General features: G+C 71.1%; 21 protein-coding genes and 1 tRNA gene. 18 read left to right on the top strand and 4 right to left on the bottom strand.

Annotated elements, in window-relative coordinates; all coding sequences use genetic code 11:
* Positions 1 to 46 precede the first annotated feature (46 nt).
* Genes HEP81_RS13420 through HEP81_RS13395 form a run of 6 tightly spaced genes read left to right on the top strand, consistent with a single transcriptional unit; the run spans position 47 to position 6,245 of the window.
* Complete coding sequence (locus tag HEP81_RS13420) at positions 47 to 1,513, top strand: radical SAM protein (RefSeq protein WP_037656533.1); 1,467 nt, start codon at positions 47 to 49, stop codon at positions 1,511 to 1,513.
* Positions 1,514 to 1,515: 2 nt separating this feature from the next.
* A complete protein-coding gene (locus tag HEP81_RS13415; protein WP_154822551.1) occupies positions 1,516 to 2,577 on the top strand; it encodes a PLP-dependent transferase in 1,062 nt (353 codons plus the stop codon).
* On the top strand, positions 2,571 to 3,623 hold the full coding sequence (locus HEP81_RS13410) for a hypothetical protein (RefSeq protein ID WP_037656531.1): 1,053 nt from the start codon (positions 2,571 to 2,573) through the stop codon (positions 3,621 to 3,623). The genes HEP81_RS13415 and HEP81_RS13410 overlap by 7 nt, the downstream gene beginning before the upstream one ends.
* The gene (locus HEP81_RS13405; RefSeq protein WP_037656530.1) at positions 3,613 to 4,377 is read left to right on the top strand and encodes a class I SAM-dependent methyltransferase; all 765 of its coding nucleotides are present in this window, start codon (positions 3,613 to 3,615) and stop codon (positions 4,375 to 4,377) included. The genes HEP81_RS13410 and HEP81_RS13405 overlap by 11 nt, the downstream gene beginning before the upstream one ends.
* 11 nt (positions 4,378 to 4,388) lie before the next feature.
* The gene (locus HEP81_RS13400) at positions 4,389 to 5,714 is read left to right on the top strand and encodes an ATP-grasp domain-containing protein (RefSeq protein WP_051850199.1); all 1,326 of its coding nucleotides are present in this window, start codon (positions 4,389 to 4,391) and stop codon (positions 5,712 to 5,714) included.
* A gap of 48 nt (positions 5,715 to 5,762) precedes the next feature.
* Complete coding sequence (locus HEP81_RS13395; RefSeq protein WP_037656529.1) at positions 5,763 to 6,245, top strand: SAM-dependent methyltransferase; 483 nt, start codon at positions 5,763 to 5,765, stop codon at positions 6,243 to 6,245.
* Positions 6,246 to 6,292: 47 nt separating this feature from the next.
* Here HEP81_RS13395 and HEP81_RS13390 read toward each other — a convergent pair whose 3' ends face one another.
* Genes HEP81_RS13390 through HEP81_RS13380 form a run of 3 tightly spaced genes read right to left on the bottom strand, consistent with a single transcriptional unit; the run spans position 6,293 to position 8,336 of the window.
* Entirely contained in the window at positions 6,293 to 6,859 is a 567-nt protein-coding gene (locus tag HEP81_RS13390) for a response regulator transcription factor (protein WP_106979934.1), read from the bottom strand.
* A complete protein-coding gene (locus HEP81_RS13385) occupies positions 6,849 to 8,030 on the bottom strand; it encodes a pyridoxal phosphate-dependent aminotransferase (RefSeq protein ID WP_037656527.1) in 1,182 nt (393 codons plus the stop codon). Before HEP81_RS13385 ends, HEP81_RS13390 begins: the two co-directional genes overlap by 11 nt.
* A 48-nt stretch (positions 8,031 to 8,078) precedes the next feature.
* The gene (locus HEP81_RS13380; protein WP_182789075.1) at positions 8,079 to 8,336 is read right to left on the bottom strand and encodes a hypothetical protein; all 258 of its coding nucleotides are present in this window, start codon (positions 8,334 to 8,336) and stop codon (positions 8,079 to 8,081) included.
* 447 nt (positions 8,337 to 8,783) lie between these two features.
* Between HEP81_RS13380 and HEP81_RS13375 the strand changes: the two genes are divergently transcribed.
* Positions 8,784 to 9,038, top strand: a complete 255-nt coding sequence (locus HEP81_RS13375) for a hypothetical protein (protein ID WP_037656524.1) — start codon at positions 8,784 to 8,786, stop codon at positions 9,036 to 9,038.
* Between the two features lie 181 nt (positions 9,039 to 9,219).
* Here the strand turns inward: HEP81_RS13375 and HEP81_RS13370 are convergent.
* A tRNA-Arg gene (locus HEP81_RS13370) sits at positions 9,220 to 9,291 on the bottom strand.
* A gap of 108 nt (positions 9,292 to 9,399) precedes the next feature.
* On the opposite strand from HEP81_RS13370, the gene HEP81_RS13365 reads away from it, so the two are divergent.
* The 11 genes from HEP81_RS13365 (at position 9,400) to prmC (ending at position 22,662) form a co-directional block, all read left to right on the top strand.
* Positions 9,400 to 9,936 carry a response regulator gene (locus tag HEP81_RS13365; RefSeq protein ID WP_051850208.1) on the top strand — a complete coding sequence of 179 codons (537 nt, stop codon included), beginning with the start codon at positions 9,400 to 9,402 and terminating at the stop codon, positions 9,934 to 9,936.
* Positions 9,937 to 10,064: 128 nt separating this feature from the next.
* Entirely contained in the window at positions 10,065 to 11,144 is a 1,080-nt protein-coding gene (nrtL, locus tag HEP81_RS13360) for an ArgS-related anticodon-binding protein NrtL (RefSeq protein WP_037656523.1), read from the top strand.
* Positions 11,145 to 11,200: 56 nt separating this feature from the next.
* Positions 11,201 to 12,592, top strand: coding sequence for a diaminopimelate decarboxylase (lysA, locus tag HEP81_RS13355; RefSeq protein WP_037656522.1), 1,392 nt, complete (start codon positions 11,201 to 11,203; stop codon positions 12,590 to 12,592).
* Positions 12,593 to 12,762: 170 nt separating this feature from the next.
* Positions 12,763 to 14,055, top strand: coding sequence for a homoserine dehydrogenase (locus HEP81_RS13350; RefSeq protein ID WP_037656520.1), 1,293 nt, complete (start codon positions 12,763 to 12,765; stop codon positions 14,053 to 14,055).
* Positions 14,056 to 14,061: 6 nt separating this feature from the next.
* Positions 14,062 to 15,120 carry a threonine synthase gene (gene thrC / locus HEP81_RS13345; RefSeq protein WP_037656519.1) on the top strand — a complete coding sequence of 353 codons (1,059 nt, stop codon included), beginning with the start codon at positions 14,062 to 14,064 and terminating at the stop codon, positions 15,118 to 15,120.
* A 301-nt stretch (positions 15,121 to 15,421) separates the two neighbouring features.
* Entirely contained in the window at positions 15,422 to 16,339 is a 918-nt protein-coding gene (thrB, locus tag HEP81_RS13340; RefSeq protein ID WP_037656518.1) for a homoserine kinase, read from the top strand.
* Positions 16,340 to 16,743: 404 nt separating this feature from the next.
* Complete coding sequence (rho, locus tag HEP81_RS13335) at positions 16,744 to 18,765, top strand: transcription termination factor Rho (protein ID WP_037656517.1); 2,022 nt, start codon at positions 16,744 to 16,746, stop codon at positions 18,763 to 18,765.
* Positions 18,766 to 19,084: 319 nt separating this feature from the next.
* Complete coding sequence (locus tag HEP81_RS13330; protein ID WP_037656514.1) at positions 19,085 to 20,212, top strand: LCP family protein; 1,128 nt, start codon at positions 19,085 to 19,087, stop codon at positions 20,210 to 20,212.
* Positions 20,213 to 20,364: 152 nt separating this feature from the next.
* The gene (gene rpmE, locus HEP81_RS13325) at positions 20,365 to 20,589 is read left to right on the top strand and encodes a 50S ribosomal protein L31 (protein ID WP_018571447.1); all 225 of its coding nucleotides are present in this window, start codon (positions 20,365 to 20,367) and stop codon (positions 20,587 to 20,589) included.
* A gap of 109 nt (positions 20,590 to 20,698) precedes the next feature.
* A complete protein-coding gene (prfA, locus tag HEP81_RS13320; RefSeq protein ID WP_037656513.1) occupies positions 20,699 to 21,766 on the top strand; it encodes a peptide chain release factor 1 in 1,068 nt (355 codons plus the stop codon).
* A 50-nt stretch (positions 21,767 to 21,816) separates the two neighbouring features.
* Complete coding sequence (gene prmC, locus HEP81_RS13315) at positions 21,817 to 22,662, top strand: peptide chain release factor N(5)-glutamine methyltransferase (protein ID WP_037656510.1); 846 nt, start codon at positions 21,817 to 21,819, stop codon at positions 22,660 to 22,662.
* Positions 22,663 to 22,696 lie beyond the last annotated feature (34 nt).

Below are 22,696 nucleotides of genomic sequence, written 5' to 3'. Positions count from 1 at the left end.
CGGCGCGGCCACAAGCCACCCGGGCCCCCAACAGCCAAGGAGTCCCATGTCTGTCACCACCACCGACGGCACCCCGGTCGATCTGGAGCTCAACCTCGGCCGCCTCCTCGACCGCAACCCCCAGCTCCAGATCCCCCGCGACGAGTACAACATCAACGTCACCTCGAACGAGGGCGACCGGCTCGGCGCCGACGAACTCGCCGCCGAGTACGGCCGGTTCCCGGGCGCCGGACACCCCGCCCACCTGTACTTCCACCTCCCGCTGTGCAACTACATCTGTCACTTCTGCAACTACGTCAAGCGACTGGTGCCACGCGGCAAGGAGGACGGCGCCCTGCGCCTGTGGTCCGACCTCCTCATCGAGGAGTCGCGCCGCTACCTGGACCGCTACGACTGGATACCCCGGGCCCGCATCGAGTCCTTCTACATCGGCGGCGGCACCGCGGCCCTGCTGCTCAACAGCCCCGAGTACATCCGGCCGCTGGTCGAGCACGTCCGGGAGAACTACGACCTCTCGGACGAGATCGAGTTCAACATCGAGGGCAACCCGGAGAACTTCCAGCAGCACCACCTGGAGACCGCGCGGGAGCTGGGCTTCAACCGGTTCAGCCTCGGTGTGCAGTCGTTGCAGGACGAGGTGAACGACTTCACCAAGCGCCGCCATTCCACGGCCCAGTCGATCGAGGCCATCAAGAACCTGCTCGCGACCGGCTGCCCCTTCAACGTCGACATGATGTTCGGACTGCCGTACCAGACCCCGGAGTCGGTGCGCCGCGACATGGAGATCCTCACCGGTCTCGGCGTCCCCACCATCACCATCTACCGGCTGCGCAACGCCGACCGCGAGGAGATGGGCATCGGCAACCGCGCGGTCTGGAACAACCCCGCGGTGCGCGAACGCCTCATCCGCGAGGGCCGCTTCCCCGAGCTGGACTCGACGTACGCGATGCGCCAGGAGGCCGTCGAGGTCCTGCTGGAGCAGGGCTACTACCCGAGCCCCTGCGGCTGGTGGAGCCGGCCCGGCACCTACGAGGGCGGCAACATCCCGCAGACCTCGAAGAACAAGTGGGAGCACTACAACACGATGATCGCGTACGGTCCCGGGGCCTATGGCTGGCTCACCGGCGACCAGGAGGAGTTCCTCCAGACGCACAACATCACCGACATCAGCAAGTACGTGTCGTTCATGCAGAACAACGAGGGCCTGCCCCTCAACTTCGGCCGCCGGCTCAGCGGCCACAAGGCCATCGGCACCGCGCTCGGCTTCAACTTCAAGGCCAACCAGCCGATCGACCTCGCCCGCTACCAGGAGCGCTTCGGCGCCGACCTGCTGGAGATGGAGCCGTTCGCCTCCGCCTTCACCGAGCTGATCGAGCGCGGACTGGTCGAGAAGGTCAACGACGGCACCGCCCTCAAGCCGACCCTGGACGGCGAGGCGCTGCACGAGGAGATCATCTTCCACTACTTCCACCAGCGCATCGGCCTGTCCGACGCGCCCGTGTGCCGGCGGTGACCATGCGCGCTTCCACACCCACGACCGGCGCCGCGACGGCGTCCCCGGCCCCGGCCCACGCGCCGGCCCGCCGCGTCGAGGACGCCTTCGCCGCCCTGCACGGCGCCGACACGGCGCTGCTGGTGCCCGGTGTCGTCGCGGCCACCACGGCCACGCTGCGCGCGCTCACCAACCCGGGCGGCCACATCATCGCCTCCGACCAGACCGCCGACCCGCTGCGCGGCGTCCTGACCCAGGAACTCGCGGGTCTCGGCCGCACGGTGACCTTCGTCGACAGCACCGACGCGGACGCCGTCCTGACCGCCGTACGGCCCGAGACCCAGGTCGTCTACACGCAGTCCCTCAGCGACCCGCTGATGCGCCCGGCCCCGCTCAACGAACTCGCCATCCACGCCCAGATGAACGACCTGCTGCTGGTCGTGGACAACACCGCGCTGTCCCCGGCCGAACTGCGGCCCCTGGAGACCGGCGCCGTGATCGTCATCGAGGACACGGCGCTCTACCTCGACGGCTGGGGCGATGTCGGCGCCGCCCTCGTCACCGGCCTGGACCGGTACCTGCCGAGGATCGCCGAGCAGTGCGCCCGGCTCGGCGGCGAGGTGCCCGACTGGTCCGCCCATCTGCTCGAACGCTCGCTGTCCACCCTCCAGTTGAGACTGACCGCGCAGCGGGACGGCGCCGAGCGGGTGGCCTCGATGCTGCGCGCCCACCCCGCCGTACGGGCCGTACACCGGCCGTCGTTCGACGAGGCACCCTGGGCACTGGAGACCCACCGGGGCTTCGGCGGGCTGCTGGCCTTCGAGGTCGTACCGGAGATCCACGACCTCACCGGCGTCCTGGCCGCCTGCGACGACGGCCACACCCCCCTCGGCAGCACCGCCCGGCTGCCCGCCCGCACCAGCCACGCCCACCTCAGCGAACGGGTCCGCCGGGAGCTGGGCATCACCCGCCAACTGGTCCGCCTGGCGGTGGGCGTCACCGGCGCCGACGCCCTGTCCGGCCGGCTGCGGCGGGCCCTGGACACCGCCCTCGCACAGCGCAACGGAGGTGACGAGCGATGCTGAACGGCGTCGACCTGCGCGCCCGGGAATCCCTCGCCGAGCAGATCGGGGAGGACTCCTGGGAGGCCCAGCTGAGCATCGGCGTGGCGGCCCAGCCGGCGGCGGCCGACCGCTGCCGGGTGCGCACCGAACCGATGCGGCTCGGCTCCACCCGGGTGGCCCGCGCCTTCGGCATCGACCAGCGGTTCGGGCCCGGCGCCGCCGACTGCCTCGACCCGGTCGGCTCGCTGCTGGTGGCGCTCGGCGCGTCCGTCGCGGACAGCGTCGTCACCGAGCTGTCCGCCGCGGGCTGCGCACCTGCGCTCCTGGAGGTGCTGCCGTGCGCCGAGTTCACGGCGGACGGCACCGGCAGGCTCTCGTACGAGATACGGCTCGACGGCGAGGTCCCGGCCGAGCAGGCCCGGCGGGCGGTGGCCGCGGCCCGCGCCCGGGGCACCGCCCATCGCACCCTGGAGGAGCCCAACGACATCAAGGCCGTGGTGCAGACCGCCCAGGACGTGCACCTCGCCAGCCCGCCCGCCGACCACGACAGCGCGGACCGCACCGCCGTCCGACGACGCACGGCCCGGGTGATGTGGGAGATCGGCACCCATGTCCTCGCCGAGGCCGACGGCGTGCACGCCGAGTCCGACCAGCCCAAGCAGCTGTTCGGCGCCGACCTCGCGCCCAGCGCCCAGGAGTACTTCCTGGCCGCGCTGGCCGCCGAGGCCCTGGGCTTCGCCGACCCGCGCGCCGCCGCGCCCGGCGAACCGGCCGCCTCCGTGCACGCCTCCGGCCGGATCGATCTGCGCGGCCCCTACTCCACGCAGGACGCGCCCGTCGGCCTGCGCAACATCCTCGTCCAGCTGCTGCCCGCCGACCCGACCCGGGCCGACGAGGCCGCACCGGACGCCGTACGCCGCTGGTTCGCCGAGGGCGACGCCCTGCGGCTGGTCAGGGACCCGCACCCGATCGAGGTCCGGCTGGTCCTCGACGGCACCCCGGTCCCCGTACCGCACCCCGAGAACGACCGCACCACCGACACGAAGGAACCGCACCGTGCCCCGTGAATGGGACGCCAAGACGTACGACTCGCTGCCCCTGCCGCACCAGCAGTGGGGCAAGCGCACCCTCGGCAGGCTGAACCTCAAGGGCGGCGAGACCGTCCTGGACGCCGGCTGCGGCACCGGCCGGGACACGGCCGCGCTGCTCGACCTGGTCCCCGACGGCCGGGTGATCGGCGTGGACGGCTCCAGCCGGATGCTCGACCAGCTGCGCACCAAGCTGGCCGACCGGCTGGACCGGCTGGAGATCGTCCAGGCCGATCTGACCAAGCCGCTGCCGATCTCCGGCCAGGTCGACGCGATCACCAGCGTGGCCACCTTCCACTGGATCACCGACCACGCGGCGCTGTTCGCCAACCTGGCCGGGCATCTGCGGCCCGGCGGCCAGTTCGTCGCCGAGTGCGGCGGCCAGGGCAATGTCGCCCTGATCAACGCGGCCGTCGGCGAGGTGCTCGGCAAGAGGTCCGAGGACGAGCCCGAGGGCAAGGACAAGGTCTGGTACTTCGGCGGCGTCGAGGAGACCACCCAGCGGCTGCGGGACGCCGGGTTCACCGACATCGACGTCAACCTGCTGCCCGACCCGGCGCGGCTGGAGCCCGGCGAGCAGCTGTGGAGCTACCTGGCCACCGTGGTCCTCGGCTCCCACCTCGACAAGCTCCCCGAGTCCGACCACGAGGACTTCGTGCGCGCGGTCGCCGCCCGGCTGCCCGAACCGGTCGTCGACTACGTTCGGCTCAACATCACCGCCCGCCGGGCCTGACGGAGGCACCCATGGCACACTCCGCGCTCCCCGCTCTCCTGGTCGTCCACGACCGGGGCTCCGCCACCGCCTGGCGCATCCTCTCGGCGGCCCGCGGACTGTGCCGGGTGATCTTCCTGTGCGAGCCCCGGAACCCGGCGTACCAGGTCGAGTTGGAGCAGATCGGCAGATACGCCGAGATCGCCGACATCACCGGACTCGGCGAGGCGGAGATCTGCCGGCTCGCCGAGAGCCTGGGCCCCGCGGGTGTCATCACCTTCAGCGAGTACCGGCTGCGCCTGACAGCCGCGATCGCCGAGCACTGCGGACTGCGCTTCCACTCCCGCGCCACCGCGGCGGCCCTCACCGACAAGTACCGCCAGCGGCAGGCCCTTTCGGACGCCGGCGTCCAGCACACCGGATGCGTCCTGGTCCGCGACCCGGACCAGGCGGCCACCGCGCTCGCCGAGCTGGGGACACCCGCGATCCTCAAACCGCGGCACGGCGCCGGCAGCGTGGACACCTGCCTGATCGACTCGGCCGACGAACTGCGCGCCCGCCTCGCCGAGTTCACGGCGGACGGCGAACGCGAGTTCGTCCTGGAGGAGTTCCTGCCCGGGGACCCCGCCCTCACCGGCCCCGGCTGGGCCGACTTCGTGTCCGTGGAGTCCCTGGTCGTCGACGGTGAGCCGCGCACCGCCGCGATCAGCGGAAAGCCGCCGATGGTCCCGCCGTTCCGCGAGACCGGCCATGTCCTGCCGGCCCCGGTGCCGGCCGAGACCGCCGCCGAGGTCGAACGGCTGGCCCAGGCGGCGGTAAGGGCCCTCGGCATCCGCCACGGCATCACCCACACCGAGATCAAGTTCACCCCGAAGGGCCCGCGGATCATCGAGGTCAACGGGCGGCTCGGCGGCTTCATCGCGGAGATCGTGCAACGCCGCACCGGCTACGACATGGTGGCCGCCGCCCTGCGCCTGGCCCTGGGCCTGCCCGTCACCGATCCGGACCCCGCCCGGCTGCACGGGGACCGGGTGACCTTCCAGTACCTGCTGGTCCCGCCCGCCGGCCCGCTGCGGCCCGGCCCGCCCGCGCTCCTCGACGACCTCGGGGACCTGCCCGGCGTCGACCTGGTCGACGTCTCCCCGCCCGCCGACTGGCACACCGACTGGCGCCGGGGCACGCTCGGCGCCATCGGCACGGTCTACGGATCGGCCGCCGACCACACCGAGCTGAGGGCGCTGATCGGCCAACTCGCCGAGCGTCTCGACCAGTTCTGGCGCGATCCGGACGTACCGCGTACCGGCGCGCCGCGGCTGATCGATACGGTGGACAACTCGATCGACCTGTCGATCCATTGACGCGTCGACCCCTGTACCCGTCGACCCTTTGAACGAAAGGCGCTACTCATGCCCGAGAACAGCACTCCCGCCGAGGTGATCTCGATTCCGGTGGGCCGGGTGGTCGGCGGGCGCGCGGAGGTCCGTGACGACGACTGGGGCGGCGAGACGGCGATCATCCGCCTGGACGCCGACCAGTACGGCCCCGAGGCCGTGGCCGGCCTGGACTCCTTCTCCCACCTGGAGGTCGTCTACCACTTCGACCGCGTGCCCGTGGAGAAGATCGAGACCGGGGCCCGGCACCCGCGCGGCAACACCGACTGGCCCCGCGTCGGCATCTTCGCCCAGCGCGGCAAGAACCGCCCCAACCGGATCGGCGTCTCCCGCTGCCGCCTGATCAAGACCGACGGCCTCGACCTCCACATCCAGGGCCTGGACGCCGTCGACGGCACCCCCGTCCTCGACATCAAGCCCTACATGAGCGAGTTCGGTCCCCAGGGCGACACCACCCAGCCCGACTGGGCCACCACCATCATGCGCGACTACTACTGATCGTACGACGGTGCCGCCGACGGCGGCGCTGACCGTACGACGGCCTCCTACAGCGGCTGGAGACCGAGCGCGACGCGGGTGAGCTCCGCCTTGTTGCCGATACCGAACTTGGATCGCACCCGCTTCACGTACGTGTCCACGGTGTGCTGGCTGATGCCGATGCGCCGGGCCACCTGGCCATGGGTCATCCCCGACGCGATGAACCGGAGCACCTGCTCCTCGCGCGGCGACAGCCCGGCCGGCGCCCGGTCGCCCGCGGAGACCGGCGCGCGCCGCTCCACGGCCTCGTGCACCTGCCGCAGCACCTGGTCCGGGGTCGCGTCGGCCCGCACCACGACGACGTCCGGCGCGCTCCCGCGCCACACCGCACGCTCCGGCACCTGCTGCGCCAGGGTGTCCTCGACCAGCAGCACCTCGATCCCGGCCCCGGGCTCGGGGAAGCCGTCGGCCGAGGCGAAGACGACCTCGCAGGGCGACCGCGTGGTCAGCAGATGGGTGAGACCCATCAGCACAAGCGGCCGCACCCCGCAGATCGCCGTTCTCGTCCCCTGACCGTCGCCCGTCGGAACCGCTGCCGCTCCCGGGCGTTCGAGCGTGACCGTCTCAGTGCTCATCGGCGCCTTCCCCGTAGATCTTGTTGATGCGTTCGATCGCCTCGGCCACCCGCTGCGGTGGCGCGGCGGTGAAGCAGAGCCGAGCCCAACTGCCGTAGTGCGCCCCGAAGTTCCGCCCCGGCGCCAGACCGACACCGAGCTGGGCACACCGCCGCACAAACCGCTCGCCGTCCCCCCAGGCCCGCAGATCGAGGAACGTGTACAGGCCGCCGGACACCTCCGTGTGCGGCACCTGAAGCGTCGAATCCGCGAGCCACCAGGCCGCCGCGGCCCGGTCCCGGCGCCGGTCCAGCTCCGCGCGCGGGGTACGCAGCGCCTCGTACGCGGCGAACTGCGCCACGGTGGGGACGCCCCCGCCGGTGCACCGCGCCCAGCCGACCGCGGTCGCCGCCGCCTCCGGGGGACACACCAGGTAACCCACCCGGTTCCCGGGCATCGCGTACGTCGTCCCACAGCTGTGCGCCGAGAACGTCCGCTCCGCCGCCGCTCCGATCCCCGCGATGTCCGGGAATCCCTCCCTGGTGAAGTCGTACCCGTCGTACGTGTTGTCGGCGATCAGCCACAGATCATGCCGCTCGGCCAACTCCACGAGCACCGCGAGCCGCCGCCGATCCAGCCGATAACCGGTCGGATTATTGGGGCTGTTGAAGTAGATGGCCCGCGTCCTCGAGGTCACCGCCCCCTCGACGGCCCCCATCAGATCGAACCCGAAACCGGCGGCCCCGAGCTCCAGAAAGACCGGCACCTCCCGCACCACCCCGCCCGCGGCTCGCACCAGAGCGGCGGCATCCGGCCAGTGCGGTGAGAGCACCAACACCTCATCGCCGTCCCGGAGTACGGCACGAAGCGCGACGGAGAGGGCATGCGTGGCCCCACCGGTGACCAGAACCTGCTCGGGCAGCACGTCTCCGCCCCGCGGCCCGCCCACCCCCTCGGCGAACGCCTCCCGCAACTCGGGCACCCCGCCGACCGGCGCCTCCTCCTCCGGAGAGACCCCGAACTCCCGCTCCCGCCAACCCCGGGGCCGCGCACAGGGCTCGAACACGGTCCTGCCCCGGTGCAGCGGAACGCTCTCCCCACACCCTGAGCCACGCAGCAACTCGTCGACCCGATCGCCGTACTCACCGCAGTAACCGCCGAGTTCACCGAGAGCGCGGGGGAGGGAGGGCATGGGAGGAGGACTCCTGATGGTGGTGTCGGAAGGGTGCGGGGCGATGCCTCAGCTGCTGCGGTCGCCCAAGAAGACGGGACCGCTGTCGTGCACGGCACCCCAATGGGTGTCCCCGGGCTCCGCGCCGACGACGGCGGCCGGCGCGATACCCCAGTGCGTGTCCCCGGGCTCCACCGCGGCGACGACGACCGGAGCCGCACCCCAGTGCGTATCCCCGGCCTCGGCCGGCCCCCCGGCCACCAGCACCGCCACCACCCCGGCCACCAGCCCCACCACCGACCGGCCCACGCCCCTGCTCCTCGCCATCACTCTCTCCCCATCCCCAGCCATCCCTCCGCCGGGGCCACCCCCCGAACGACCCCCATCCCACCCCCACCCCCTTTCGAACTCCCTTCCGCCCCCTCAACCCGCCCACCACGCGGACGGAAAGCGGATGAGAAGAAGACGAGAAGGAATGCCGACCGGGGCGCGCCCGGTGCTACCGCCTCTGACGCCGGCAGACGACCTGGCCGCCAACACTCCAGGGGCGCCCTTGAGGGACAAGCTGGATGAATCTGGCGCGGGGCTAGTGGAGCGCGTCGTCTCGTGGCTCCTCCGGCGACCCACAGAGTGGGGCTCTTGGCGAAAGGGTCTGGCGGGGGAGCGGCGAGGAGGAGCCGAGCTGAACCGCTTAGGGTGCCCAACAGGCGTCAACAACGCTCGTGATCAATACAGCTAGCGGGCGATGTCCAAGTGCAGAGGAGTGACCAAGGAATGAAGAGCGCGAAGCTGGTGGCGCTGACTGGTTTGGCGGGTGCGGCTGTGGTCTCGGGACTGGCTGTACTGATGAAAAGCGATGTGGTGAGGAGCCCGCTGTTCAAGGACGCAGCGGAGAAGCAGCAGAACGAGACAAGGAAGCGGCAGGAAGAGGAGGCGCGGCGTCGGCGCGCCATCCAGCGGAAGGACGACTACTTCAGGAAGCAGCGCGAGGAGGCGGCACGCCAGGCCCGCAGCAACAACCACGACTAGGTGTCGGCAGTCCCCGCCCCTTCATGGACCTCGCCCGCGGCGATGCTCCAAGATCCCGTCCACGCCTCGTCCACAGACCCTGGCATACGGCCACTCCGAGCCGCACATGCCTGCACATACGCGAAGACCCCGGCCTCAGCGTTTCCGCTGATGTCGGGGTCTTTGGGCACCTTAACTACGGTGCCCCCGGCAGGATTCGAACCTGCGCACACGGCTCCGGAGGCCGTTGCTCTATCCCCTGAGCTACGGGGGCGTGTCGGTTGCGGAGCGTTGTGCTCGCGGCGACGGACAGAACATTAGCAGGTCCGGTGGGGTGATCAGGAACCCGTTTGCGGGGAGGGGTCCCCTGTAGGGGGTGGAAGTGGGGAAAACCCGGACGCGGTGGCCCGGGCGGTCCTACTCTCGAGTTGTGCCGGGCGCGTCGGGCCGGGTGCTTGTTGTCGACGACAACAAGGTCATCCGGCAGCTGATCAGGGTCAATCTCGAGCTGGAAGGGCTCGAGGTCGTGACCGCGGCCGATGGTGCCGAGTGTCTGGACGTGGTGCACCAAGTGCGGCCCGATCTCGTGACGCTCGACGTCGTCATGCCGCGGCTGGACGGGCTGCGTACCGCCGCCCGGCTCCGTGCCGACCCCCGTACGAACCATCTGCCCCTCGCCATCATCAGCGCCTGCACCCAGTACGAGGTCGAGACCGGCCTCGATGTCGGCGTCGACGCCTTCCTCTCCAAGCCCTTCGAACCCGCCGAGCTCGTGCGCCTCGTCAAGCAGCTGATCCAGGGCCGCGCCGGGCGCGGGGGAGTGGGCGGCCGAGGGGGAAGAGGTGGCGGGGACGGCAGCGGTGACGATGACGACGACGGGCTCGCGGACGGGGTGGCCGGCGGGGTTTCCATCGGCTGAGCCGGGCCGAGCAGACGGGGCCGGTTCCTGGGGTTCCCGGTTCCGCGGCGGTGAGGGGCGTGGCCTTTCCCGTCTCACCAGGGAAACCGGCTCGCCTTCCCACCCCCCTCCTCCCCTACCCTTGTCCCGTGACCCCCGTCGAGCTCTCCCGCACCGTGTTGCACGCGGTGCGTTGTGCTGTTGACGAGGGGCAGCTCAGTGTCGTGGTGCCCGAGCGGGTCGTGGTGAGCGAGCCGGGGGCCGGGGGGTGCGGGGAGTACGCGACCAATGTCGCGCTCCAGCTCGCCCGCGCGGCCGGGAAGCCGCCGCGCACCGTCGCCGAGATCCTGCGGCCCCGGCTCATCGCGGCGGACGGCATCGAGGACGTCGTCGTCACCGGGCCGGGATTCCTCAACTTCCGGCTCGACCGGCGGGCCGACCCGCTCCTGGACCTCGTCCGGGAGATCCGCGGGCAGGGGCGGCGGTACGGCCACGGGGACGCCCTCGCCGGGCAGGTGCTCACGCTGCGGGTGCCGTACGAGGTGCGGGCCGAGGTAGTCGCCGACGCCGTCGTACGGATCGTCGCCACCCAGGGCGGGCGGGCCACCGTCGAGCACCGGGGCGGACGGGCCACCGTGCAGCACCACGGCGGGCGGGCCGCCGTAGAACACGGTGAGCTCGTCGATCTGCGGCCCGTACCCGCTCCCGAGGACCCCGCGCCGCTCGGGCCCGACGCCGCCCGGTGGGCGCTGCTCCACCCCGCGCCGCACGACCGGCCCCGCATCACCGCGGACCATCTCGTCCAGCGGGAGGGCAATCCGCTGTTCCGGGTGCGGTACGCCCACGCCCGCGTCCGGTCCCTCGGCCGGGGCGCCGCCCGCCTGGGCTTCGCCGCCGAGCCGGGCCCCCTGGACGCCTCCGAGGCCGACACCGCGGTCACCCCCGCCTGCCGAACCCCCGCCCTCCGAGCCTCCGCCCTCCACACCCCCCTGTCCGACTACCCCCGCATCCTCACCGCGGCCGCCACCCATCGCGCGCCGGACCGGCTGGCCCGGCATCTCGTCACCGTCGCGGATGCCGTGCTGCCCTTTCTGGCCTGTGTGCTTCCGATCGGCGAGGAGAAACCCTCGGCCGCCCACCGAGCCCGGCTCGCGCTTGCCGAAGCGACCGGGACGGTGCTGGCCGGCGGCCTGTCCCTGCTCGGCATCGACGCACCCGAACATCTCTGAGGGACCGAGTCACAGATGTCCCCCGGAGTGAGACAGAGAGTCTGAGAGCCACCGTCATGAGCCGTTCCGCCCATCCCGCCGGGCCCCGTCACGCCGACGTCCTGCCCGAGGGGCACTACTCCGCGCCGCCCACCGACCTCAACGTGCTCGACCACAAGGTCTGGGCGCGGACCGTCGGCCGCGGCGAGGACGGGGTCGTCACCGTCGGCGGGGTCCCCGTGACCCGGCTCGCCGAGGAGTTCGGCACGCCCGCGTACATCATGGACGAGGCCGACTTCCGGGCGCGGGCGCGCGCCTGGCGCACCGCCTTCGGGGCCGACGCCGATGTGTTCTACGCGGGGAAGGCGTTCCTCTCGCGTGCCGTCGTGCGGTGGCTGGAGGAGGAAGGGCTGAATCTCGATGTTTGTTCCGGGGGCGAGCTCGTAACGGCGCTCTCCGCCGGGATGGCTCCCGAGCGCATCGCCTTCCACGGGAACAACAAGTCCGTCGCGGAGATCACCCGCGCCGTGGAGGCCGGCGTCGGGCGGATCGTGCTCGACTCCTTCCAGGAGATCGTGCGGGTCGCCCACATCGCCCAGTCCCTGGGCAAGCGGCAGAAGGTCCAGATCCGGATCACCGTCGGCGTCGAGGCCCACACCCACGAGTTCATCGCCACCGCCCACGAGGACCAGAAGTTCGGCATCCCGCTCGCCGGCGGGCAGGCCGCCGAGGCCGTGCGGCGGGCGCTGCACCTGGACGGGCTCGAACTGATCGGGATCCACTCCCACATCGGCTCGCAGATCTTCGACATGTCCGGGTTCGAGGTCGCCGCCCACCGGGTCGTCGGACTGCTCAAGGACATCCGCGACGAGCACGGCGTCGAGCTGCCCGAGATCGACCTCGGCGGCGGCCTCGGCATCGCCTACACCAGCGACGACGACCCGCGCGAGCCGCACGAGATCGCCAAGGCGCTCGGCGAGATCGTCGGCCGCGAGTGCGAGGCCGCGCGGCTGCGCACGCCCCGGATCTCGGTCGAGCCCGGGCGCGCCGTCGTCGGCCCGACCGCGTTCACGCTCTACGAGGTCGGCACCGTGAAGCCGCTGGAGGGGCTGCGCACGTACGTCTCCGTCGACGGCGGCATGTCCGACAACATCCGCACCGCGCTGTACGACGCCGAGTACAGCGTCGCCCTCGTCTCGCGGGCCAGCGACGCCGAGCCGATGCTCGTCCGGGTCGTGGGCAAGCACTGCGAGAGCGGGGACATCGTGGTCAAGGACGCGTTCCTGCCCGCCGATCTCGCGCCGGGCGACCTCATCGCCGTACCGGCCACGGGGGCGTACTGCCGGTCGATGGCCAGCAACTACAACCATGTGCTCCGGCCGCCCGTCGTCGCGGTGAAGGACGGCGAGGCCCGTGTGATCGTCCGGCGGGAGACGGAGGAGGATCTCCTGCGTCTGGATGTCGGATGAGTCGGCGAATGAGTCGAGGGACGAGTCGGCGAGACGCGGGGCGGAAGATCTGCGGTCCGCAGGCCCCGCGAAAATGAAATAAACGTCTCAGGATCCGGACGAAGGGTAGAAACTCCCGTCCGGTGAGTGAGACTGGTCCAACCGTAGACGGTAAGAGGAAACGAGGTCGGATGATGCGTACGCGTCCGCTGAAGGTGGCGCTGCTGGGCTGTGGGGTTGTCGGCTCAGAGGTGGCGCGCATCATGACGACGCACGCCGACGACCTCGCCCAGAGGATCGGCGCCCCGGTGGAGCTCGCCGGGGTCGCCGTACGCCGCCCGAGCAAGGTCCGCGAGGGCATCGACCCGGCCCTGGTCACCACGGACGCCACCGCGCTCGTCAAACGCGGTGACATCGACGTCGTCGTCGAGGTGATCGGCGGGATCGAGCCCGCCCGCTCGCTGATCACCACCGCGTTCGAGCACGGCGCCTCCGTCGTCTCCGCGAACAAGGCCCTGCTCGCCCAGGACGGGGCCGCCCTGCACGCCGCCGCCGAGGAGCACGGCCGTGACCTCTACTACGAGGCCGCCGTCGCCGGTGCCATCCCGCTGATCCGCCCGCTGCGCGAGTCGCTGGCCGGCGACAAGGTCAACCGGGTGCTCGGCATCGTCAACGGCACCACCAACTTCATCCTCGACAAGATGGACTCCACGGGCGCCGGCTACCAGGAGGCCCTGGACGAGGCCACCGCGCTCGGGTACGCCGAGGCCGACCCGACCGCCGATGTCGAGGGCTTCGACGCCGCCGCCAAGGCCGCCATCCTCGCCGGTATCGCCTTCCACACGCGGGTGCGCCTGGACGACGTCCACCGCGAGGGGATGACCGAGGTCACCGCCGCCGACTTCCGCTCGGCCAAGGAGATGGGCTGCACCATCAAGCTGCTCGCCATCTGCGAGCGGGCGCGGGACGGGGCCTCCGTCACGGCGCGCGTGCACCCCGCCATGATTCCGCTGAGCCACCCTCTCGCCTCCGTGCGCGGCGCGTACAACGCCGTCTTCGTGGAGAGCGACGCGGCCGGCCAGCTGATGTTCTACGGCCCCGGCGCCGGCGGTTCCCCGACCGCCTCCGCCGTGCTCGGCGACCTCGTCGCCGTCTGCCGCAACAAGCTCAACGGCACCACGGGTCCCGGCGAGTCGGCGTACGCCGCGCTGCCGGTCTCCCCGATGGGCGATGTCGTCACGCGGTACCACATCAGCCTGGACGTGGCCGACAAACCGGGCGTCCTCGCCCAGGTCGCCACGGTCTTCGCCGAGCACGGGGTGTCCATCGACACCGTCCGGCAGTCGGGCAAGGACGGCGAGGCCTCCCTCGTCGTCGTCACCCACCGAGCGTTCGACGCCGCCCTGACCGGCACCGTCGAGGCGCTGCGCAAGCTCGACACCGTGCGGGGTGTCGCCAGCATCATGCGGGTTGAAGGAGAGTAACGAGCAATGACCCACCAGTGGCGCGGAATCATCGAGGAGTACCGGGACCGGCTGCCGGTTTCCGACACCACGCCGGTCGTGACGCTCCGTGAGGGCGGCACGCCCCTCGTGCCCGCGCAGGTGCTCTCCGAGCGCACCGGCTGCGAGGTCCACCTCAAGGTGGAGGGCGCGAACCCGACGGGGTCCTTCAAGGACCGCGGCATGACGATGGCCATCTCCAAGGCGAAGGAGGAGGGGGCCAAGGCCGTCATCTGCGCGTCCACCGGCAACACCTCCGCCTCCGCCGCGGCGTACGCCGTACGGGCCGGCATGGTCTCGGCCGTGCTCGTGCCGCAGGGCAAGATCGCGCTCGGCAAGATGGGCCAGGCCCTGGTGCACGGCGCGAAGATCCTCCAGGTCGACGGAAACTTCGACGACTGCCTCACGCTCGCCCGCTCGCTGAGCGAGAACTACCCGGTGGCGCTGGTCAATTCGGTCAACCCGGTGCGGATCGAGGGCCAGAAGACGGCCGCCTTCGAGATCGTGGACATGCTCGGTGACGCACCCGACATCCACGTCCTGCCGGTCGGCAACGCGGGCAACATCACGGCGTACTGGAAGGGCTACCAGGAGTACGCCACCGACAAGATCGCCACCCGGACGCCCCGCATGTGGGGGTTCCAGGCCGCGGGCAGCGCCCCGATCGTGCGCGGCGAGGTCGTCAAGGACCCGTCGACCATCGCCACCGCCATCCGGATCGGCAACCCCGCCTCCTGGCAGTACGCCCTGGCGGCCCGGGACGAGTCCGGCGGCGCCATCGACGAGGTGACGGACCGTGAAATCCTGCGCGCCTACCGGCTGTTGGCCGCGCAGGAGGGTGTCTTCGTGGAGCCCGCCTCCGCCGCCTCGGTCGCCGGTCTGCTCAAGGCCGCCGAGCAGGGCAAGGTCGACCCGGGCCAGCGCATCGTCTGCACCGTCACCGGCAACGGCCTGAAGGACCCCGACTGGGCCGTCGCCGGCGCACCCCAGCCGGTCACCGTCCCGGTCGACGCGGCCACCGCGGCCGAGCGCCTCGGCCTCGCCTGAGACATCGAGGCGCACCGGATATACCGGGGCACACCGGGGTCTTCCCCGACAGGGTCTGACAGGGGCGTCCGCGTTCCTGCCAGACCCTGTCAGGGTGCACAAGGGGCTTACGACACGCATCGTGCGCCTCCTGTGCGCCCTATGTCGCTACTGAACCTTCCTTCGATACGCTGTACCGAACCCGCTTGTTGCATATGCACTGCGCATAGGGGCAACGCCGCGCCGTCTGCGCGGCCGAGGGTCTCCACGTACGTATCGAATGTCTTTGACAGTCACGCAGCTCAAGGAGAGTCTTCGAGCGATGGCCGGTCCAGCCTTCCGAGCCGCCGCCGTCCGGGTGCGCACCCCCGCCACCAGCGCCAATCTCGGTCCGGGCTTCGACGCCCTGGGCCTCGCGCTGGGGCTCTACGACGACGTCGTCGTCCGGGTGGCCGACTCCGGGCTGCACATCGACATCGCGGGTGAGGGCAGCGAGAATCTGCCGCGCGACGAGCGTCACCTCCTCGTCCGCGCCCTGCGCACCGCCTTCGACCTACTGGGCGGCCAGCCCCGGGGCCTGGAGATCGTCTGCGCCAACCGCATCCCGCACGGCCGGGGGCTCGGCTCCTCCTCCGCCGCCATCTGCGCCGGCATCGTGGCCGCCCGCGCCGTGACCATAGGCGGCGAGGCCCGTCTGGACGACGCGGCGCTGCTGGCGCTGGCCACCGAGATCGAGGGCCATCCCGACAATGTGGCCGCCTGTCTGCTCGGCGGATTCACCTTGTCCTGGATGGAATCCGGCGCGGCCCGCGCGATCAGAATGGACCCCGACGATTCCATCGTTCCGGTGGTTTTCGTACCCGGAAAGCCGGTCCTGACGGAAATCGCCCGCGGACTGCTGCCGCGCACCGTTCCGCATGTCGACGCCGCCGCCAACGCGGGCCGTGCCGCCCTGCTCGTGGAGGCCCTCACCCGGCGCCCCGAACTGCTGCTGCCCGCCACCGAGGACCGCCTCCACCAGGAGTACCGCGCCCCGGCCATGCCGGAGAGCGCCGCGCTGGTGGAGCGGCTGCGGGCGGACGGGATCCCGGCCGTCATCTCAGGCGCAGGACCCACCGTCATGGCCCTGACCGACGCCGGCACCGCCGACAAGGTCTCCCACCTCGCCGGTGACGGCTGGGCCGCCAACCGGCTGGACCTGGATATGCGGGGAGCGAGCGTGCTGCCGCTTGCGCCCTGACACACGGTTGCCGGATTTGGAGAGGGGGAATGTTTGTTGGATCCGGTAGTGTTAATCTCAAGTCTGCACCCGACCCCACCATGGCGAGGTGCCACGTGTCCCCGTCCGGGACAGACATTCTTCCGGGAGCCCCCCACGCCACTCCGTGTTCCGCGCGCCGTACCTGGGCAGTACGTCGTGTGCGAGCGCTGAGCCGGCCGCAGGGCATGCTCCGGAACAGGTGCTACCACGCCACGTGACACCGGGTGTCACGGCTCGCGGAAGCGCCGTCACCGCACATTTCTCTTCCGCCGCGTTGGCGGACCACCGCCCCGGCACGGTTCACGAAGACAGGACCGTAGTCGGACAGCACAACCGGTCGCCGAGCCAGACAGGCCGACGTCCGCTCCAGGGAAGGACCCTTCGTGAGCGACACCACCGATCTGATGGGCGCACGTGTCGAGGAGACCGCTGCCGCGCCCGCCACGGACGCCTCCGCGCCTGCCACCGGTGCCGGCTCCCGGCGGCGCCGGGGTACCGGCCTTGAGGGCATGGTGCTGGCCGAGCTGCAGCAGGTCGCCTCGGGCCTCGGTATCCGGGGCACGGCGCGGATGCGCAAGAGCCAGCTGATCGAGGTCATCAAGGAGGCGCAGGCCCAGGGCAGTGCCCCCAAGGCCGAGGCCGCCACCGAGACCAAGCCGAAGCGCCGGACCACCTCCAAGGCCCGCACCGGCGAGAGCGCGGACGGCGCGCAGAAGGCGGCCAAGTCCGAGGCGCCCGCCGAGAAGGCGCAGCAGCAGATCGAGATTCCCGGTCAGCCCGCCGCCGGAGACGACGCGCCGACCGAGCGCCGTCGTCGTCGTGCCACCGCCGAGGCCGGCAGCCCCGCCGCGGGCGGTGCCGAGACGGCCGCCGCCGAGGCGAAGACCGAGGCGCGTACCGACGCGAAGAGCGAGGCCAAGGCCGACGCGTCCGCCCAGCAGCCGCAGCAGCAGGGCGAGTCCGCGAAGAACGACGCCGGTGACGGCGAGGGCCGCGGCCGCCGCGACCGCCGTGAGCGCGGCCGTGAGCGCGGCGAGCGTGGCGACCGCGCTGAGCGCGGTGACCGCGGCGACCGCCGCAACAAGGGCGACGACCAGCAGGGCGGCCAGCGTCAGCAGCAGGGCCAGCAGGGCGGCCGCCAGGACCGGCAGCAGCAGGACGACGACGACTTCGAGGGCGGCCGTCGTGGCCGTCGTGGCCGCTACCGCGACCGTCGTGGCCGTCGTGGCCGCGACGAGATCGCCGAGCCGCAGGTCGCCGAGGACGACGTCCTGATCCCCGTCGCGGGCATCCTGGACATCCTCGACAACTACGCCTTCATCCGGACCTCCGGCTACCTGCCGGGCCCGAACGACGTGTACGTCTCCCTCGCCCAGGTCCGCAAGAACGGCCTGCGCAAGGGTGACCACCTCACCGGTGCGGTCCGTCAGCCGAAGGACGGGGAGCGCCGCGAGAAGTTCAACGCGCTCGTCCGCCTCGACTCCGTCAACGGCATGGCGCCCGAACACGGCCGCGGCCGCCCGGAGTTCAACAAGCTGACGCCGCTGTACCCGCAGGACCGCCTCCGCCTGGAGACGGACCCGGGCGTGCTGACGACCCGGATCATCGACCTCGTGTCGCCGATCGGCAAGGGTCAGCGCGGTCTGATCGTGGCCCCGCCGAAGACCGGCAAGACCATGATCATGCAGGCGATCGCCAACGCGATCACGCACAACAACCCCGAGTGCCACCTGATGGTCGTCCTGGTCGACGAGCGTCCGGAAGAGGTCACCGACATGCAGCGGTCGGTCAAGGGCGAGGTCATCTCCTCGACCTTCGACCGCCCGGCCGAGGACCACACCACGGTCGCCGAGCTGGCCATCGAGCGCGCCAAGCGCCTCGTGGAGCTGGGCCACGACGTGGTCGTGCTGCTGGACTCCATCACGCGTCTGGGCCGCGCCTACAACCTCGCGGCGCCGGCCTCCGGCCGCATCCTGTCCGGTGGTGTCGACTCGACCGCGCTGTACCCGCCGAAGCGCTTCTTCGGTGCCGCGCGCAACATCGAGGACGGCGGCTCGCTCACCATCCTGGCGACGGCGCTCGTGGACACCGGCTCCCGCATGGACGAGGTGATCTTCGAGGAGTTCAAGGGCACCGGCAACATGGAGCTCAAGCTCGACCGCAAGCTCGCCGACAAGCGCATCTTCCCGGCGGTGGACGTGGACGCGTCCGGCACCCGTAAGGAAGAGATCCTGCTGGGCGCCGAGGAGCTGGGCATCGTCTGGAAGCTGCGCCGGGTGCTGCACGCCCTGGACCAGCAGCAGGCGATCGAGCTGCTGCTGGACAAGATGAAGCAGACCAAGTCGAACGTCGAGTTCCTGATGCAGATCCAGAAGACGACGCCGACCCCCGGCAACGGCGACTGAGTCTCCGCAGCCAGCTGACGGAGGCCGTCCCCGCGGGGGCGGCCTCCGTCGTGTGCGAACCGAGACCTTTGCCACAAGCATCACGTTCCGCACCCAGTCGGCAGCATAGGACGACCGGCGCCAAAACCGCAGGTGAGCGCCGTACTCCCGATCCGTCCCACTACACACAGTGCCCATCGCCCCACGCGGTGGGCACTCTGCGTTGTGCAACGCTGTCCCGAGTTTCTCCGTCCTACCGCGCGGAGGGACGATGGAGCGGTGATGACCGCGCCTGACCCTGACCGCAGGGGGTAACCGATCGACGAGACCTAGGAGTGCCGTGTCCGCCGAGAGCATGCCGGAACCGATACCTCAGACCGGCGCCCAGGAGCCCGGCCGCGGAGGCCGGGGACGGCGCCGCAAGCCCCGTAGCACCGGCCGCAAGGCCCTGCTCGCGACGGCCTGGACGGCCGCGGGCGTGCTGGTGCTCGGCGGCGCCGGAGCCGGGTACCTGTACTTCAAGCTCAACGGCAACCTGCACAGCGTCGACATCAACCAGGTCCTCGGCAAGGACCGGCCCACGAAGATCGACAACGGCTCCGAGAACATCCTGGTCCTCGGCTCCGACACCCGCGCCGGCACCAACAAGAAGCTCGGCGGCGGCACGGACGACGGCAGCGCCCGCTCCGACACCGCGATGATCGTGCACGTCTACGAGGGCCACAAGAAGGCCAGCGTGGTCTCCATACCCCGGGACACCCTGGTGGACCGCCCCGCGTGCACCGACACCAAGGGCACCACGCACCCGGCCGCGAGCGCTGTGATGTTCAACGAGGCGTATTCCACCGGCGGCGCGGCCTGCGCCGTGAAGTCCGTCGAGGCCCTCACCGGCATCCGCATGGACCACTACCTGGAGGTCGACTTCGCGGGCTTCCAGAAGCTCATCGACGACCTCGGCGGCGTCCCGGTCACCACGACCAGGGCCATCGCCGACCCGCAGAGCCATCTGGACCTCAAGGCCGGCACGCACACCCTCGACGGACAGCAGGCCCTCGGCCTGGTCCGTACCCGGCACGGTGTCGGCGACGGCTCCGACCTCGGCCGCATCCAGCTCCAGCAGGCCTTCGTCAAGGCGCTGCTCGGCCAGGTCAAGAACGTCGGCGTCTTCAGCGACCCCAAGAAGCTGTACGACCTCGCCGACACCGCGACCAAGGCCGTCACCACCGACTCCGACCTCGGCTCGGTCAACTCCCTCGTCAATTTCGCCGACGGCCTCAAGGGCATCGACGCCCGGCACATGACGATGGTCACCATGCCCGTCCAGTACGACCCGGCCAACCCCAACCGCGTCCTGCTGGAGAAGTCGAAGGCCCGCCTGGTGTGGGACGCGCTGAAGAACGACCGCCCGATACCCGCGTCGGCCAAGGGCACCGCCTCGGGCGAGGCCGGCGGTGTGGTGAGCGGCTGACGGACGGCCGCGGGACCGCCCGGGAATAGAACAACCGCACCCCCGGTTTGGGGGGATGGCACCAGTCCTGGCAGACTGGTACGTCGGCCCCGGTTCACGTCCCCGCAGCCCGCGGCGGCGACCCGGAGCCCTCCCGAAACCTAGGAGAAACCTTGAAGCGCGACATCCACCCCGAGTACGTCGAGACGCAGGTCAGCTGCACCTGTGGCGCGTCGTTCACCACGCGGAGCACCATCGACTCCGGCACCATCCGTGCCGAGGTCTGCTCCGAGTGCCACCCGTTCTACACGGGCAAGCAGAAGATCCTCGACACCGGTGGCCGTGTGGCCCGCTTCGAGGCCCGCTTCGGCAAGGCTGCCGCCGGCTCCAAGAAGTAGCGAGCCCCCATTCGCCGGTCCACGGCCGTACGTCCGCGAGGGCGTGCGTCCGGGACCGGCGTTTTTGGTCGCCCGCCCCTTCCCTTCACCGCAGTACAGGAGCCGAAAGATGTTCGAGGCAGTCGAGGACCTCGTCGCCGAGCACGCCGACCTCGAGACGAAGCTCGCCGACCCGTCGGTCCACGCCGACCAGGCGAACGCGCGCAAGCTGAACAAGCGCTATGCCGAGCTGACCCCGATCGTCGGCACGTACGGCTCCTGGAAGCAGGCCGGCGACGACATCGAGACCGCGCGCGAGCTGGCCGCCGACGACCCGGACTTCGTCGCCGAGGTCAAGGAGCTGGAGCAGCAGCGCGAGGAGCTGACCGAGAAGCTGCGCCTGCTGCTCGTCCCGCGTGACCCGAGTGACGAGAAGGACGTCATTCTGGAGATCAAGGCGGGCGCGGGCGGCGACGAGTCGGCGCTGTTCGCCGGCGACCTGCTGCGCATGTACCTGCGCTACGCGGAGCGCGTCGGCTGGAAGACCGAGATCATCGACGCCACCGAGTCCGAGCTGGGCGGCTACAAGGACGTCCAGGTCGCGGTGAAGACCCGCGGGCAGACCGAGCCCGGCCAGGGCGTGTGGGCGCGGCTGAAGTACGAGGGCGGCGTGCACCGCGTGCAGCGGGTGCCGGCCACCGAGTCCCAGGGCCGTATCCACACCTCCGCCGCCGGTGTCCTCGTCACCCCCGAGGCCGAGGAGGTGGACGTGGAGATCAACCCGAACGACCTCCGCATCGACGTCTACCGCTCCTCCGGTCCCGGCGGCCAGTCCGTCAACACCACGGACTCCGCGGTGCGCATCACCCACCTGCCCACCGGTGTCGTCGCCTCCTGCCAGAATGAGAAGAGCCAGCTCCAGAACAAGGAGCAGGCCCTGCGTATCCTGCGCTCCAGGCTGCTCGCCGCGGCCCAGGAGGAGGCGGAGCGGGAGGCCGCGGACGCCCGCCGCAGCCAGGTCCGCACCGTCGACCGCTCCGAGAAGATCCGTACGTACAACTTCCCGGAGAACCGCATCTCCGACCACCGTGTCGGCTTCAAGGCGTACAACCTGGACCAGGTCCTGGACGGTGAACTCGACGCGGTCATCCAGGCCTGCGTCGACGCCGACTCCGCGGCGAAGCTCGCGGCCGCGTAGGGCGACGCCGCCTTACGGCAAATACGAGTGCTGACTTCCGGAGGACTTGCGTGAACCTGCTGCTCGCGGAGGTGGCCCAGGCCACCCAGCGGCTGGCCGACGCCGGCGTGCCCTCGCCGCGCACCGACGCGGAGGAGCTCGCCGCGTTCGTGCACGGCGTCAAGCGCGGCGAACTGCACTCCGTGAAGGACGCGGACTTCGACGCCCGGTACTGGGAGGTCATCGCCCGGCGCGAGCAGCGCGAGCCGCTCCAGCACATCACCGGGCGGGCCTATTTCCGCTACCTGGAACTCCAGGTCGGGCCAGGCGTGTTCGTGCCCCGGCCGGAGACCGAGTCGGTGGTCGGCTGGGCCATAGACGCGGTGCGCGCCATGGACGTGGTCGAGCCGTGCATCGTCGACCTGTGCACCGGCTCCGGTGCCATCGCGCTCGCCCTCGCCCAGGAGGTGCCGCGCTCCCGGGTGCACGCCGTGGAGCTGTCGGAGGACGCGCTGCGCTGGACCCGCAAGAACGTCGAGGGGTCCAGGGTCGACCTGCGCCAGGGCGACGCCCTGTCCGCGTTCCCCGATCTGGACGGCCAGGTCGACCTGGTCATCTCCAACCCGCCGTACATCCCGCTCACCGAATGGGAGTACGTCGCCCCCGAAGCCCGCGACTACGACCCCGAACTCGCGTTGTTCTCGGGGGAGGACGGGCTCGACCTGATCCGCGGCATCGAGCGCACCGCGCACCGGCTGCTGCGGCCCGGCGGGGTGGTCGTCATCGAGCACGCCGACACCCAGGGCGGACAGGTGCCGTGGATCTTCACCGAGGAGCGGGGCTGGGCCGACGCGGCCGATCACCCCGACCTCAACAACCGGCCGCGGTTCGCCACCGCCCGCAAGGCGCTGCCGTGACCGGCGCCGAGACTTCAACCCCGCAGTTTGTGTA

Source organism: Streptomyces griseofuscus (assembly GCF_014673495.1).
In the GTDB taxonomy this organism is placed as follows: domain Bacteria; phylum Actinomycetota; class Actinomycetes; order Streptomycetales; family Streptomycetaceae; genus Streptomyces; species Streptomyces murinus.
The sequence above is the reverse complement of the archived record's forward strand: the minus strand, read 5'-3'. Positions and strand labels throughout refer to the sequence as shown.

Excerpts from the sequence above, each read along its gene's own strand:
- HEP81_RS13395 (WP_037656529.1), top strand. The coding sequence starts at position 5,763 with ATGCCCGAGAACAGCACTCCCGCCGAGGTGATCTCGATTCCGGTGGGC.
- HEP81_RS13420 (WP_037656533.1), top strand. The coding sequence starts at position 47 with ATGTCTGTCACCACCACCGACGGCACCCCGGTCGATCTGGAGCTCAAC.
- HEP81_RS13380 (WP_182789075.1), bottom strand. The coding sequence starts at position 8,336 with ATGGCGAGGAGCAGGGGCGTGGGCCGGTCGGTGGTGGGGCTGGTGGCC.
- thrC (WP_037656519.1), top strand. The coding sequence starts at position 14,062 with ATGACCCACCAGTGGCGCGGAATCATCGAGGAGTACCGGGACCGGCTG.
- HEP81_RS13350 (WP_037656520.1), top strand. The coding sequence starts at position 12,763 with ATGATGCGTACGCGTCCGCTGAAGGTGGCGCTGCTGGGCTGTGGGGTT.
- HEP81_RS13375 (WP_037656524.1), top strand. The coding sequence starts at position 8,784 with ATGAAGAGCGCGAAGCTGGTGGCGCTGACTGGTTTGGCGGGTGCGGCT.
- prfA (WP_037656513.1), top strand. The coding sequence starts at position 20,699 with ATGTTCGAGGCAGTCGAGGACCTCGTCGCCGAGCACGCCGACCTCGAG.
- HEP81_RS13410 (WP_037656531.1), top strand. The coding sequence starts at position 2,571 with ATGCTGAACGGCGTCGACCTGCGCGCCCGGGAATCCCTCGCCGAGCAG.
- HEP81_RS13400 (WP_051850199.1), top strand. The coding sequence starts at position 4,389 with ATGGCACACTCCGCGCTCCCCGCTCTCCTGGTCGTCCACGACCGGGGC.
- HEP81_RS13390 (WP_106979934.1), bottom strand. The coding sequence starts at position 6,859 with ATGAGCACTGAGACGGTCACGCTCGAACGCCCGGGAGCGGCAGCGGTT.
- lysA (WP_037656522.1), top strand. The coding sequence starts at position 11,201 with ATGAGCCGTTCCGCCCATCCCGCCGGGCCCCGTCACGCCGACGTCCTG.
- thrB (WP_037656518.1), top strand. The coding sequence starts at position 15,422 with ATGGCCGGTCCAGCCTTCCGAGCCGCCGCCGTCCGGGTGCGCACCCCC.
- HEP81_RS13415 (WP_154822551.1), top strand. The coding sequence starts at position 1,516 with ATGCGCGCTTCCACACCCACGACCGGCGCCGCGACGGCGTCCCCGGCC.
- HEP81_RS13385 (WP_037656527.1), bottom strand. The coding sequence starts at position 8,030 with ATGCCCTCCCTCCCCCGCGCTCTCGGTGAACTCGGCGGTTACTGCGGT.